This is a genomic window from Micromonospora sp. NPDC049240 (assembly GCF_040647835.1).
Lineage (GTDB): Bacteria > Actinomycetota > Actinomycetes > Mycobacteriales > Micromonosporaceae > Micromonospora.
Genome location: NZ_JBEZCX010000002.1, coordinates 183075 through 195939, shown reverse-complemented (window position 1 = coordinate 195939; position 12865 = coordinate 183075). Strand labels below are relative to the sequence as shown.

At 73.5% G+C, this 12865-nt stretch carries 11 protein-coding genes and 5 tRNA genes; 10 read left to right on the top strand and 6 right to left on the bottom strand.

What is annotated here, in order from left to right:
- Positions 1-84 precede the first annotated feature (84 nt).
- A complete protein-coding gene (locus AB0B02_RS04180) occupies positions 85-762 on the bottom strand; it encodes a 50S ribosomal protein L11 methyltransferase (protein WP_281935170.1) in 678 nt (225 codons plus the stop codon).
- Positions 763-943: 181 nt separating this feature from the next.
- On the opposite strand from AB0B02_RS04180, the gene AB0B02_RS04175 reads away from it, so the two are divergent.
- A complete protein-coding gene (locus AB0B02_RS04175; RefSeq protein ID WP_357296667.1) occupies positions 944-1798 on the top strand; it encodes a hypothetical protein in 855 nt (284 codons plus the stop codon).
- 18 nt (positions 1799-1816) lie between these two features.
- Here the strand turns inward: AB0B02_RS04175 and AB0B02_RS04170 are convergent, their stop codons facing one another.
- Complete coding sequence (locus AB0B02_RS04170) at positions 1817-3175, bottom strand: glycosyltransferase family 2 protein (RefSeq protein WP_357296666.1); 1359 nt, start codon at positions 3173-3175, stop codon at positions 1817-1819.
- A gap of 286 nt (positions 3176-3461) precedes the next feature.
- Here AB0B02_RS04170 and AB0B02_RS04165 point away from each other — a divergent pair, with 286 nt between their 5' ends.
- Positions 3462-4634 (top strand): alkane 1-monooxygenase, encoded by a 1173-nt coding sequence (locus tag AB0B02_RS04165; protein ID WP_281935164.1) that lies wholly within the window; start codon positions 3462-3464, stop codon positions 4632-4634.
- A gap of 127 nt (positions 4635-4761) precedes the next feature.
- On the opposite strand, the gene AB0B02_RS04160 is transcribed toward AB0B02_RS04165, so the two are convergent.
- A complete protein-coding gene (locus tag AB0B02_RS04160; protein WP_199199863.1) occupies positions 4762-5364 on the bottom strand; it encodes a TetR/AcrR family transcriptional regulator in 603 nt (200 codons plus the stop codon).
- 273 nt (positions 5365-5637) lie between these two features.
- Between AB0B02_RS04160 and AB0B02_RS04155 the strand changes: the two genes are divergently transcribed.
- The 4 genes from AB0B02_RS04155 (at position 5638) to AB0B02_RS04140 (ending at position 6810) form a co-directional block, all read left to right on the top strand.
- Positions 5638-5710, top strand: a tRNA-Gly gene (locus tag AB0B02_RS04155).
- A gap of 35 nt (positions 5711-5745) precedes the next feature.
- A tRNA-Cys gene (locus AB0B02_RS04150) sits at positions 5746-5816 on the top strand.
- A 13-nt stretch (positions 5817-5829) separates the two neighbouring features.
- Positions 5830-5904 (top strand) — tRNA-Val (locus AB0B02_RS04145).
- Positions 5905-5991: 87 nt separating this feature from the next.
- Positions 5992-6810 (top strand): isocitrate lyase/phosphoenolpyruvate mutase family protein, encoded by an 819-nt coding sequence (locus AB0B02_RS04140; RefSeq protein ID WP_357296663.1) that lies wholly within the window; start codon positions 5992-5994, stop codon positions 6808-6810.
- A gap of 95 nt (positions 6811-6905) precedes the next feature.
- Here AB0B02_RS04140 and AB0B02_RS04135 read toward each other — a convergent pair whose 3' ends face one another.
- On the bottom strand, positions 6906-7148 hold the full coding sequence (locus AB0B02_RS04135) for a DUF6458 family protein (RefSeq protein WP_107159425.1): 243 nt from the start codon (positions 7146-7148) through the stop codon (positions 6906-6908).
- 150 nt (positions 7149-7298) lie between these two features.
- Between AB0B02_RS04135 and AB0B02_RS04130 the strand changes: the two genes are divergently transcribed.
- The 3 genes from AB0B02_RS04130 to AB0B02_RS04120 all read left to right on the top strand — a co-directional run bounded on the left by AB0B02_RS04130 (position 7299) and on the right by AB0B02_RS04120 (position 9280).
- Positions 7299-7371 (top strand) — tRNA-Gly (locus tag AB0B02_RS04130).
- 13 nt (positions 7372-7384) lie between these two features.
- Positions 7385-7456, top strand: a tRNA-Val gene (locus AB0B02_RS04125).
- Positions 7457-7633: 177 nt separating this feature from the next.
- Positions 7634-9280: a PKD domain-containing protein gene (locus tag AB0B02_RS04120; RefSeq protein WP_357296661.1), complete on the top strand. Its 1647-nt coding sequence runs from the start codon at positions 7634-7636 to the stop codon at positions 9278-9280.
- A gap of 65 nt (positions 9281-9345) precedes the next feature.
- Here the strand turns inward: AB0B02_RS04120 and AB0B02_RS04115 are convergent, their stop codons facing one another.
- Positions 9346-9900 (bottom strand): hypothetical protein, encoded by a 555-nt coding sequence (locus AB0B02_RS04115; protein ID WP_357296659.1) that lies wholly within the window; start codon positions 9898-9900, stop codon positions 9346-9348.
- 739 nt (positions 9901-10639) lie between these two features.
- Between AB0B02_RS04115 and AB0B02_RS04110 the strand changes: the two genes are divergently transcribed.
- Complete coding sequence (locus AB0B02_RS04110; RefSeq protein WP_281935155.1) at positions 10640-11641, top strand: NAD-dependent epimerase/dehydratase family protein; 1002 nt, start codon at positions 10640-10642, stop codon at positions 11639-11641.
- A gap of 212 nt (positions 11642-11853) precedes the next feature.
- Here the strand turns inward: AB0B02_RS04110 and AB0B02_RS04105 are convergent, their stop codons facing one another.
- Positions 11854-12858: a twin-arginine translocation signal domain-containing protein gene (locus AB0B02_RS04105; protein ID WP_281935153.1), complete on the bottom strand. Its 1005-nt coding sequence runs from the start codon at positions 12856-12858 to the stop codon at positions 11854-11856.
- Positions 12859-12865: the final 7 nt, after the last annotated feature.

Below are 12865 nucleotides of genomic sequence, written 5' to 3'. Positions count from 1 at the left end.
CCACCGCCACCGAACGGCACCCACCCACCCCCACTTTGGTAAGGCCGGGCCCCTTCCTAACGCCTCCGGTGGAGGAACGGGACCCTACTGACCGCGGCGCCGGGCGCCGGGTGGGTTCGGGTCCAGCTCCCACACGGTGGTGTGCTTGACCCGGACGCTCTCCAGCGCCTCGGACACCGGCACGTCGTACCCGGCCAACCGGTGGAAGCGCTCGCGGGGCAGGAACGCCCGGTCCGGGTCGCCCACCAGCACCCGCGCGCCGGACCGGGCGGCCCGGAGCAGGAAGCGCAGCATCCGCCGGGCCATCGCCTCGCTGTAGAACACGTCGCCGGCCAGCACCACCTCCGCGTCCCCGGCGTCGGAGTCGAGCACGTCGCCGAACTCGGCGTCGACGCGTACCCCGTTGGCCTCGGCGTTGAGCGCGACGGCCGCGACGGCCCGCTCGTCCACCTCGACCGCCCGGACGGCGGCGGCGCCGGCCCGGGCGGCGGCGATGGCGACCAGGCCGGAGCCGGCGGCGAGGTCGAGCACCCGGCGGTCGGCGACCAGCTCCGGGTGGTCGGTCACGTACCGGGCGAGCGCCTGCCCGCCGGCCCAGGCGAAGGCCCAGAACGGTGGCGGCTGGCTGCTGCGGAACTCGCCCTCGGTCAGCTCCCAGAGGCCGATCGGCTCGTCGGCCTGGTGCAGCCGCACCTCGGGGACGAAGGCGACCGGGGCGAGACGCGCGTGCAGCCGGACGAAGGCGGCGGACAGCTCGGACACCCGGAGATTGTGTCGCACGGCCGATCCCGGGCGTGTCGGCGGGCGGTCGTGACCGGTTCACCACTGTCGGTGAAACGACCCCCCGATGTTGACGTTGGGTGCGAACACGCCCGTCTACCGGCCGGCCGGGACCGCTCCTAGCGTTGCGGGTGGACACGACCGACCGAGGTGAGGAGGCCTGGTGAGCGGGTGGCGGCACGCGCTGCGGATCGGGCTGGTGCTGACCTGCCTGGCGGGTTCCGGGTTCGCCGGGGCCGCGCCGGCCGGGGCGGCGGCGGCCTTCTCCACGGAGCTGAGCGGCCTGCCGGACGAGTTCACCGGCGGCAACCGGGTGGAGACGCTCTCGGCGGTGGTGTCCCGGTCCGACCGGGGCGCGCGCTCCGACTGCGTCAGGGTGCGCTGGTCGATGCTGCTCCAGGTGCAGGGCCTGCGGCTGGACCAGGTCAAGGTGGACCGGGTGGAGGAGACCGGCTCGTTTCCGCTGGAGATCCGCACCGACGGGGACACCGCGCGACTGACCGACCGGGAGCTGGACCCCGGGGTGCTCTGCCCGGGGCGCACGGTGACCGCGCGCTACCGGGTGGCCTTCGCCGAGGACGTGGGACGCGGCCGGGTGAGCATCGCCGCCGAGGCGTACGACCCGCAGTTGCGGCTGCTGGCCCGGCGGACCGCCTCGCGCCAGGTGGTGGGCGAGGTGGTCGAGCCGACGCCGGAGCCGACGCCGACGAGCGCCGAGCCGACCGACCCGCCCCGCGAGGAGCCGCCTTCCGAGGAGCCGACGGCGGACGAGCCGACCGACGCGACGGTGGTCGAGCCGCCGCTGCCGGGCGCGGCCGGGCGGCCGGTCGCCGAGACCGGCGGCTTCGGAGTGGTGCAGGCCGCCTTCGGGCTCGGTGGTCTGCTGCTCTTCCTCGGGGCTGGGCTGTTGCTGCGGATGCGACGCCTGCTCCGCCCCGCCGGCGAGCCCACCGACGGCCCGGCCGGGGGCCCGGCGCCGTCGTTCGAACGGCGACGGACCCCGCGACGGTGGCGGTGACGCTGGCGGTGACCGGCCTCAGCCGGCGGCTGCGGCCTGCGCGTACGCGGGCGCGGCGTCGGCGTACCGGGGGCGCAGCGACAGCAGCGTGCCGAGGCCCGGCACCTCCTGCCGGTCGACGGTGAACTCGGCCGCCAGTGACCGGTGCAGGTACGCCAGCGACTCCGGGTCGACGGCGCACATCTCCGGCGCGCTCTCGTCGGTGGCGACCAGGTGCACCTCGCCGGCCAGCAGCAGCGACGAGTTGACGAACTGGCACAGCTCCGGCCAGAGCAGGTAGCGCCAGAAGTCCACGCTGACCACCGCGTCGAGGCTGCCCGGCGCCAGCGGCGGGGCAAGGCCGATCAGGTGGAAATTGGTCGGCCCGACCGGCGCGCCGTGGTCGAACGTCAACGCCTCCGGGGGCAGCCCGGCGTCGGCGCTGCCGTTGCCCACCCAGAGCACCCGGGGCCCGGGCAGCCGGCCGGCGAGCCCTGTCACGGCGGGGCCGATGGCGCACGTCGCGGCCGTGACGGACGCGCGGACCAGGGAGCGGTAGAACAGGATCCGCTTGACCGCCTCCGGGCCCACGATGACGCTGAGGAACTCCCACTCCAGGCAGGGGTAGAGCGCCATGACCGACCGGGTGTTCGCCATCATCTCGGCCCAGTTGCGGCCCATGTTGCGGTGGTGCGGCAGGTGGACCACGCGGGCGTCGTCGTCGTACCCGAACGTCGCCCCGGCCTGGTCGACCCGGTAGAACAGCTCGATGTCCTCCATGCCGTAGCTGAGCGCGAACTCCTCGCGGAAGCCGCCGACCCGGTCGAACAGCTCGCGGGGCAACGAGATGTTGTGCGTGTAGGCGACGGTCCAGCCGACCGCCAGCCAGTCCCGGCGCTCGTCCGGCACGCCGTCGGGGGGAAAGCGCATGTCGCCGGCGTACGGCGAGAGGCGGGGGATCGCCGCCGGTTCGTCGCGCAGCACGGCGGGCAGGTGGGCCAGCCCGATGTCGTCGCGGCGGCCGATCAGCACCGGGGCCGCGCCCGGCGTGCGGTGGTGGGTCAGGTGCCGCTCCAGCAGGTCGGGCATCGACCAGGAGTCGGCGTCGAGGAAGACGATCAGGGGCGCGGCGGCGTGCCGTACGCCCTCGTTGCGCACGCCGGAGCGGCCCCGGCGCTCGGCCAGCTCGATCAGCCGCAGGCGCAGGCCGGCGCCGGCGGCCAGCGCCTCGGGGTAGCCGTCGGACGATCCGCCGTCGCGCACCACGACGACCTCGAAGCGGTCCGGCGACAGCGTCTGGCGGGCCAGCGCCCGCAGGGTCAGTTCCAGGCAGTGCGGGTCCTGGTAGGTCGGCATCACCACGGTCAGTTCGGGGGTGCCGGAAGTCGGCAACGACATGCGTGGGGTCTCCGTTCGTCGGTCCACGACGGACGGCGCCGCCGGGGCCATCGGCGCGGCGGGTTCGTTGCGGGACCGCCGACGCGCGGGCGTGCGAGAGAGGGCCGGCCGGGGGTGGGGCCGGAAGACGATTTAACGAGGATGATTCACGATAACCGTACGCATAGGTATCAGTCACTGAAGGTAGGGGTAGATAGGGGTGACTCGCTTTACAAAAACTTTTCTCTTGTAAAAACCCCTGCCGGCTGACACAGTCGGGTCAGGAGCAACCGATCGGAGTCCGACGATGCGTACCGACACCGTTCCGTGGCGGGACCCCCGCCGGCCGCTCTGGCCGCTCGCGCTGCTCGTGCCGACGCTGCCGTTCCTGGCCTGGTCGCTCTGGCACGCCACCGGGTCCGGCTGGGCCTGGTGGCTCACCCCGGCGGTGGTCTTCGGCGCCATCCCGCTCGTCGACCTGATGATCGGCGACGACCGGGCGAACCCGCCCGAGGCGGCGGTGCCGGCGTTGCAGGCCGACGGCTACTACCGCTGGCTCACCTACCTCTGGCTGCCCGCCCAGTACGCGGCCCTGGTGCTGTGCTGCGCGGTGTGGGCCGGTGGCCGGCTCTCCTGGCCGGCCGCCGCCGGCCTGGTCGCCACCGTCGGGGTGGTCGACGGCATCGCCATCAACACCGCCCACGAGCTGGGGCACAAGCGGGAGCGGGCGGAGCGCCGGCTGTCGAAGATCGCGCTGGCGCCGACCGGGTACGGGCACTTCCACGTCGAGCACAACCGGGGCCACCACACCCGCGTCGCCACGCCCGAGGACCCGGCCAGCTCGCGCCTCGGCGAGTCGTTCTGGGCGTTCTGGCCGCGTACCGTCGCCGGCAGCCTGCGCTCGGCCTGGCGGTTGGAGGCCGGCCGCTTCCGGCTGCGCGGGCGCAGCCCGTGGACCTGGCGCAACGACGTGCTCAACGCCTGGGCCCTGACCGTGCTGCTTTTCGCCGTGCTGGCGACGGTGTTCGGGCCCGGCGTGCTGATCTTCCTCGTGCTCCAGGCGGTGGTCGGCTTCTCCCTGCTGGAGGCCGTCAACTACCTGGAGCACTACGGCCTGGCCCGGCAGCGCACCGCCGCCGGTCGCTACGAGAAGGTCGACCCCCGGCACAGCTGGAACAGCGACCGGGTCGTCACCAACGTCTTCCTGTTCCAGCTCCAGCGGCACAGCGACCACCACGCCAATCCGCTGCGCCGCTACCAGGCGCTGCGCAGCTTCGACGCCTCGCCGCAACTGCCGGCCGGCTACGCCACCATGGTGGTCGCCGCGCTGCTGCCGCCGGTCTGGCGGCGCGTGATGGACCACCGCGTGCTGGCCCACTACCGGGGCGACCTGTCCGCCGCGAACGTCCACCCGCCGGCCCGGGAGCGGGTGCGGGCCCGCCTGGCCCGGACCGGCGCCGCGGAGCCGTCCGCCGGCTGAACTCCGGGCCCGGCCGTCCCTCACCCCCTGGTGGGCGGCCGGGCCCGGCCGTTGGCTCGGTCCAGCCGGCCGGCCTGTTGCCGGGCCTCCTGCCGGCTCCGTCCAGCCGGCCGGGGCTGGTGCCGGCTCAGTCCAGTTGGCCGGGCTCCAGGCTCAGCTCGCGGGCGGCGACCAGGCGGATCCACTCGGCGATCTGCCGGCGGGTGATCACCCGTTCGTGCACCGAGAGCTGCACCGCCAGGCCGTCCATCACGGCACTGATCCGCCAGGCCGCGCCGGCCGGGTCGGGGCAGGTGAAGGTGCCGTCGGCGACCCCGTCGGCGATCACCGTCGCCAGGTCCTGCCGCCAGCGCAGGTCGAGGCGGCGGGAGAGCTTCTCCAACTCCGGCGTCCGCAGCGACTCGGACCAGCCGTCGATCCAGATCGACCAGGAGGCGGCGCGGCCGGTCGGCGCGTAGAGGCGCAGCATCCGGCGCAGCTTCGCCAGCGGCGGCGCGGCGGAGCGGAGCACCGCGTCCAGGCGCGCCAGATCCTGCTCGACCGCGTACGCGAACGCCTGCGCGAGCAGCCGGTCCTTGGTGGCGAAGTGGTAGAAGACCAGCGCCTGGCTGACCCCGGCGGCCTCCGCCACGTCGGCGGTACGCGTGTTGGCGAGCCCTCGTTCCGCGATCACCTCGCAGGCCGTGCGCAGCAGCGCGTCCAGGCGGATCTCGGCGGCTCGTCTCGTCACGCCGTTACGGTAGCCCATCTGGATGACCACGAGGAGTTACCGGAGCGGCCGGTCGGCGATGGGACAGTCGGAAGGTAGACACTCCGTCGGTGGCCAGGATCCGCAGGTGGTCGTGCGTGTGATCGGCCCGCCGGATCCCGCCCAGGCTCCTAGGACGCCTGCCGGAGATGGCGCATTGCTCATCCCGGACGCGCCGGAAACGGGTATCCGATTTGGCAACGTTCCCTCGCTCGGCTAAAGTTCTCATCCGTCACCGGGAAACGCCGGGGGCGTGCGGACGTAGCGCAGCTGGTAGCGCATCACCTTGCCAAGGTGAGGGTCGCGGGTTCGAATCCCGTCGTCCGCTCGGAGAATGCCGCCACGCAGTTCGGGGGCAACCTCGGTGGAGTGGCCGAGAGGCGAGGCAACGGCCTGCAAAGCCGTGTACACGGGTTCAAATCCCGTCTCCACCTCGGCAGTTGACGAGGGCGATTGGCGCAGTGGGAGCGCGCTTCCTTGACACGGAAGAGGTCACTGGTTCAAACCCAGTATCGCCCACCATCGGAAAGGCCGTGTCGATCACTCGACACGGCCTTTCTCGTCGGGTGCGGGGCACCGGGAACGCCCCGCGTGGCCGAGACTGGCCCGGTGAACGAACAACAGACCCGAGCCCAGCAATTCCGCAGCCTGCACGTGCCCGGTGAGCCGTTGGTCCTGGTCAACGCCTGGGACGCGGCGAGCGCCCGGATCGTGGCCGCGGCCGGCGCCCGCGCGGTCGCCACCACCAGCGCCGGCGTGGCGTGGAGCCGGGGCGCGCCGGACGGCGACGCGCTCACCCGCGAGACCGCCGTCGACGTGATCCACCGGGTCGCCGCCGCGGTGTCCCTGCCGGTCACCGCCGACATCGAATCCGGGTACGGCGACACCCCCGACGAGGTGGCCGGAACGGCGACCGCGGTGCTCGCGGCCGGCGCGGTGGGCGTGAACATCGAGGACGCCCGGTACGACGCGGGCCCGCCCCTGCGTCCGGTCGACGAGCAGTGCGCCCGCCTGGCCGCGGTCCGCGCCGCCGCCGACCGCGCCGACATCCCGCTGTACGTCAACGCGCGCGTCGACACGTTCCTGTGCGGCGTCGGCGGTGTGCCGGAGACGGTGGCGCGGGCCGAGGCGTACCTGGCCGCCGGCGCGGACGGCGTCTTCGTGCCGGGGACGGTCGACCCGGAGACCATCGCGGCGCTGGTGGCGGCGCTCCCCGCCCCGCTGAACGTGCTGGTCGGGCCGGGTGCCCCGGCGGTTGCCGAGCTGGCCCGGCTCGGGGTGGCCCGGATCAGTCTCGGGTCGACCGTCTTCGGGGCGGCGTACGCGGTGGCCCGGCGGGCGGCGACCGAGGCGCTCGACGCCGGGACGTACGACGCGCTGGCCGGCGGGCTCGACCACGGCACGCTCAACGCGCTGATGCGGGACTGACCCGGGGACGCGGACGGGGGCGCCCAGCGGCGCCCCCGTCCCGGCCCGGCCGGGGACCGATCAGCTCCGTCGGCCCCCGGGTGTGTGCGGTCGGATCACATCGGCGGGGCGACGTCCCGGCGCTCCTCGACCCGGCGGTACTCCACCGGCTGGTCGACGGTGGTGACCACCTGACGGCGGCGGCCCCAGACCAGCGTGGTCATGATCAGGCCGAGCACGCCGGCCGCCATCAGGATCCAGCCGACGACGTCGAGGTCGACACCGCCGACGTTGGCGTTCAGCGCGAACGTGAGGATCGCGCCGACCGCGATCAGGAAGATGCTCGTACCGATACCCACGACAGCCTCCTTCAGGGGGATGATTGTGCTGTCGCCCGGCTCTGTACCCCGGCGACGAGCAGCGCAACCACGGGTCCGCGGGGGGTCGCCGCGCGGCGATCTTGGCATCGGGTAGAGTTTCCCTCGTCGCCGACGCGAGCCGGCGACGGTGCGGACGTAGCGCAGCTGGTAGCGCATCACCTTGCCAAGGTGAGGGTCGCGGGTTCGAATCCCGTCGTCCGCTCGCGAACTGCCCCGGGCGATTGGCGCAGTGGGAGCGCGCTTCCTTGACACGGAAGAGGTCACTGGTTCAAACCCAGTATCGCCCACCGAAGAATCACCCTTCTGCCGCCGGTCGACCGGCGGGCATCTCCCACCGGCGGCCGGCACCGGCCACATCGGTCACCCGTTCGCCCCGAGGGCCGGGTGAAGATCAACCGTGCGGGTTATGGGCCGCCGGCTCGACGCGTGTCAGGGTGAGGCCCGATACGCAGGGAGGCGGTCACATGCGGACGATCGGGCAGGGACGATGGCGGCGCACGGTCGCCCGGGCGGGCGTGGCGGTGGTCGTCGCGGCGGCCGGGGTGACGGTGGCCGGCGCGCCCGCGCAGGCCACCGCCACCCGGACCGTGGCGTTCTGGAGCATGGACGAGCCGGCGGCGGCGACCGTGCTGACGGACAGCAGCGGCAGCGGCCGGCACGGCGCGGTCGGCGGCGAGGTGGTCACCGGCGCGATCTACGCCGGGGCCACCGGCCACCGGTTCGCCACCCATCTGCCCACCGACCAGGAGTACGTGCCCGGCCACGTGGACCTGGTGCCGCACAGCACCGACCTCAACCCGGACGCCGGGGACTTCTCGGTGACCATCCGCTACCGCACGACGTACTCGTTCGGCAACATCCTCCAGAAGGGACAGGGGAACACCGCCGGCGGCTACTGGAAGTTCGAGGCGCCGGGTGGCAAGCCGAAGTGCCTGTTCCGCGGCGGCGACGGCGCCTCGCGCACCGGGTACACCGACGTGCCGATCGCCGACGGCCAGTGGCACACCGTCACCTGCAACCGCACCGCCGCGTACGTGGAGATGTACGTCGACGGCGTCCGCACCAGCCGGCTGTCCGGGCCGACCGGCACCATCGCGAACTCGTGGCAGCTCTCCGTCGGTGGCAAGAGCCAGTGCGACGGTACGAAGGTGACCTGCGACTACTTCGCCGGTGACATCGACTACGTGAAGATCCTGAAGGGTTCCGGCGGGCCGGCCAACCAGGCTCCGGTGGCCGCCCTGACGCCGTCCTGCGCCGGGCTGGTGTGCACGTTCTCCGGCGCCGGTTCCACCGACGCGGACGGCGCGATCCAGGACCACCGGTGGGCCTTCGGCGACGGGTCCGACGTCGACACCGTCTCCGTGCCGACCACGTCGCACACGTACGCCGCGGCCGGCACCTACCCGGTCACGCTGACGGTCACCGACGACCGGGGCGCCACCGGCACCACGACCGTCGACGTCACGGTCGCGCCGGTGCCGGAGCGGATCTCGTTCGTCGGGCAGGCCACCGCGAACGCCAACTGGTCCAGCCACACGGTGACCGTCCCGTCCGGCGTGCAGCCCGGTGACACGCTGCTGCTCCTGCTCGGCCAGAACACCCACACCGGCACCGGCGAGCCGACCGGGGTGACCGGCTGGACGCGCCTCGACCGGTTCGACGGCGGCTACGCCACCACCACCGCCTGGTGGAAGACCGCGACCGCCGGGGACGCGGGCACGGCGGTGCGGGTGGCGCTGGACAGCCAGGCGAAGGGCAACCTGGTGGTGGCCGCGTACCGGGGGGTCGCGCCGGGCGCGCCGGTCTTCGCCCGGGCCACCGACCCGGCCAGCACCGCCACGCGGACCACCCCGTTCGCGCCGGTGACCGCCGCGCAGAGCTGGGCCGTGTCGTACTGGCTGCACGGCGACGCCACCTCCACCGCGCTCACCCCGCCGGCCGGCGTCGCGGTCCGCAGCAACAGCTCGCAGACCGGAGGTGGCCGGGTGACCGGCCTGCTGGCGGACTCGGCGAGCAGCGTCCCGGCCGGCAGCTACGGCGGGCTGGCCGCGACGGGCGCGGCGGCGAGCACGACCGCCACCACCTGGACGTTCGTCCTCCCGCCGGCCTGACCCCGTTTTTCCGGTACGCACACGAAGGCCGGCACCCCGTCCGGGGTGCCGGCCTTCTGCGTGTCTTAGCTGTTCCAGTGCTTGCCGACGAGGTCGGTGGCCTGCTTCTCCCACTGCGCGTACGCGTCCGGGTAGGCCGACACCTGCACCGTCTGCGCGGCCTTGGTCAGCGGCATGTCCTGCCAGCCGTCGACCTGCTTCAGACCCTTCAGGAACGCAAGCGTCGAGTACTCCGGGTCGGTGATCTGCTCCGGGGTGCCCCAACCCGAGGAGGGGCGCTGCTGGAACAGACCCAGCGAGTCGTGGTCGTTGCGGTCGCCGAGGTGGCCCAGGTTCTCCAGCTTCGACTCCTGCAACGCGGTCGCGATCGAGACCACCGCGGCCCGCTCGGGCAGCCCGGCCTTCTTCGTCGCCGCGATGATCGCCTTGACGTTGGCGGTCTGCTCGTCGTTCAGGTTGATCGTCGACTGCTCACCCTGCACGCTCGCCACCGCCGTGACCGGCTTGGCCGTGGCGGCGTGCGCGGACTCGATGTGACCGGCGATCGGACCGGCGAACACACCACCGGTGAAGGCCAGACCAGCAATACCCAGCACGCTCTTACGCAGCATCGTGTTCATGGTGGGGGGCTCCATTCGGGGGTCAACGCACCGGGGGGTGCGGGCACCGTCAGGCGCACAACAAAAGTTCGGCTGCTCGCGGGGCGGGGGCCTCGACGCGGCGCCGGAAGTGTGTGCAACGACCGGGGACCCACCGTCATTCCCGGCGGGGGGCGCTCGCCTTCCTCGGCCGTGCACCCGTCCACAACGCCGCCAGCCCGTCGACGATTCCGCCGCCAGCGTGCCGCCCACCACCACCGAACCGGACAAAACGCCCCCACCGCGCGGGAGCGCGCACAAGGCGCCGAATGCCGGACCGCCCAGACACCCATACCGTTCCACCCACCCGCCCCTACCACCACGAGTGGAACGCCATGGTTGTCATACGGCTGCCCAGACAGCCATACCGTTCCACCCACCGGCCCATGCTGCCCTCAGCGGCACGCCACAGGTGCCTCAAGGCTGCGCAGACACCCACACCGTCCCACCCGCCACCGCAAGTGAAGCGTCATGGGTGCCTGGCAGCCCCGCGACGTGCCACCACCGGAGCGCCGCCCACCCGGCGCCCCGCCCGATGCTCCGACCGCCTCACCCGTTGACCATGAGGTTGGCGGTGACGAAACGGACACCGAGTGCCGCCAACCTCATGATCAACCCAGGGGGAGCGGGCCAGGGAGTGGGTGGGCGGTTCTGCCGTTGGCAGATCCGCTCACCGTGAACAGGTCCTCCCGGCACGGGGTTCCGGGGGCAGGGTGGGGCGATGCGACTGTTGATGCTGGGTGGCACGGGTTTCGTCGGTGGGGCGGTGGTGGCAGAGGCGGTCCGCCGCGGCTGGGCGGTGACCGTCTTCAACCGGGGTGTGCACGGCGAGGTGCCGGCCGGCGTGCACCGGTTGCGGGGTGACCGCGACGAGCCGGGCGGGTTGGCGGCGCTCGCCGGCGGCGAGTGGGACCTGGTGGTGGACACCTGGGACGGCGCGCCCCGGGCCGTGCGGGACGCGGCACAGGCCCTGACCGGCGCGGTGCCGCACTACGTCTACGTCTCCAGCGGCTCGGTGTACGCGCCGACGGCCGGGCCGGGCACCGGGGAGGAGGCGCCGACCGTCGCGGCCGAGCCGGACGCGGACGACGGCGACTATCCGCGCAACAAGGCCGGCGGGGAGCGGGCCGCCGTGCAGGTGTTCGGCGAGCGGGCGTTGCTGGTGCGGGCCGGCCTGATCCTCGGGCCGGGGGAGGACATCGGGCGGCTGCCGTGGTGGTTGCACCGGGTCGCCCTGGGCGGTGACGTGCTTGCCCCCGGGCCACCGGATCTCCCGGTGCAGTACGTGGACGTCCGCGACCTGGCGGGTTGGCTGCTGGACCGGGGCGCCGAGGGCGTCGGCGGGGCGTACAACGTGGTGAGTCGGAGCGGGCACACGACGATGGGTGAGCTGCTCGACGCGGTGGTGGCGGCGACCGGGTCGGACGCGACGCTGCGGTGGACGCCGCCGGCGCCGATCCTCGCCGCCGGCGTGGAGCCGTGGAACGACCTGCCGATCTGGATCCCGCGCGGGCACGAGTACCGCTGGTTGCAGGAGCGCGACGTCGAGCGCGCGTACGCGGCGGGTCTGGTCTGCCGGCCGGTCGCCGAGACGGTCGCGGACACCTGGCGGTGGCTGCGGGAGGTGGGTCGGGTGCCGGCGCGGGCCGGCCGACCGGCGCGCGCCCCGGTGGGCCTGGCTCCGGAGCGGGAGGCGGCGCTGCTGGCCACCCTGCCGGCCTGACCCGCGACGCCGGTCGCCCTCCGTTCGCGGAGCGCAGGCGGCCGACCCGCCGGCACCGGCCCGACAGACAACGGGGGCGGGCCGGGCGGCGCGGGCGACAACGAGGGGCAGGCCGGACGGCGACGGGGGCGGTGCGGCGGGGCCGGGTCCCGACGGCCCCGCCGCTTTCCCGCGCGCCGCCGTCGCACCCGGCGGCGCGCCCGGTCCGGCACTCAGGGGTGGGTGCCGACCTGGCTGGCCTCGGTCTCCCAGATGCCGTACTGCCGCTCGGCCGGGGGCAGCCCGTAGAAGCAGACGCTGTCGACCTGCCCGGCCGTCTCGTTCGCCACCGACGAGCCGAAGCTCACGTAGCGGTAGCCGCGGTCGGACTTCGCGCCGTCGATCCCGGCCTCGGTGATCTTCATGCTGAGGCCCGGGTTCCAGCCCCGCACGTAGTCGATCATCTTGTACGGGTTGTGCTCGCCGCCGCCGTCCGCGCCGCGCGTCAGGTAGCTGGAGCTGTAGCAGTGCACGGTGGCGACGTCCGGCCGGTACGGGCCGGTGAGCATCGCGCCCAGCCCGTCGCCGGTGTCCCGGACGAACGCGTCGAACCACTGCCCGGAGTTGCCGAAGGTGAACCCGGAGCCGTCGCCGTTCCAGCGGCCGGCCGGCATGTTGATCGCCCAGAGCAGGTTGCCCCGGTCCTGGGCCGGCTTGTTGTCGCGGATGGTGGCCAGCCGGTTCCACCGGGCCAGCCACGGGTTGTTCGGCTGGTGCCAGTCGGGTTCGTTGCCGATCTCCCAGACGAAGAGCGTGTTCGGGTGCGCGTCGACGTACGGCAGCAGTTGGTCGAGTTGTCGGCGGGCCAGGGCCGGGTCCGGGTCCTCCGAGGACTGGATGATCATCTCGGTGAGTCCGGTGCCGCGTAGCTCGTCGAGCTGCCCGTCGCTGAACTGCCGCCGGTTCGGGTCGCCCCAGAACATCGAGATGCGGGCGGTCTGCGGACGCATCCGGCGCAGCAGGTCCACCTTGCGGGCGAAGTCGATGTTGTTGGTGGCGCTGCCGGGCGAGACCACCGCGCCCCACTTCATGTAGTACGCGGCGGACGCCGGCGCGGGAACGCCGAGCACGCCGCCCGCGCCCAGCACGGCGGCGGACGCGCCGACACCGCCGAGGAACCGGCGTCGGGACAGGCCGGGTCCGCCGGTCGGCGGCGGGACGGTGGTGCGGTCGGTCATCGGGAGC

Bases quoted from the DNA above. Each gene is read 5' to 3' on its own strand.
- AB0B02_RS04115 (WP_357296659.1), bottom strand. From the start codon at position 9,900: ATGAACACGATGCTGCGTAAGAGCGTGCTGGGTATTGCTGGTCTGGCC.
- AB0B02_RS04105 (WP_281935153.1), bottom strand. From the start codon at position 12,858: ATGACCGACCGCACCACCGTCCCGCCGCCGACCGGCGGACCCGGCCTG.
- AB0B02_RS04170 (WP_357296666.1), bottom strand. From the start codon at position 3,175: ATGTCGTTGCCGACTTCCGGCACCCCCGAACTGACCGTGGTGATGCCG.
- AB0B02_RS04165 (WP_281935164.1), top strand. From the start codon at position 3,462: ATGCGTACCGACACCGTTCCGTGGCGGGACCCCCGCCGGCCGCTCTGG.
- AB0B02_RS04120 (WP_357296661.1), top strand. From the start codon at position 7,634: ATGCGGACGATCGGGCAGGGACGATGGCGGCGCACGGTCGCCCGGGCG.
- AB0B02_RS04110 (WP_281935155.1), top strand. From the start codon at position 10,640: ATGCGACTGTTGATGCTGGGTGGCACGGGTTTCGTCGGTGGGGCGGTG.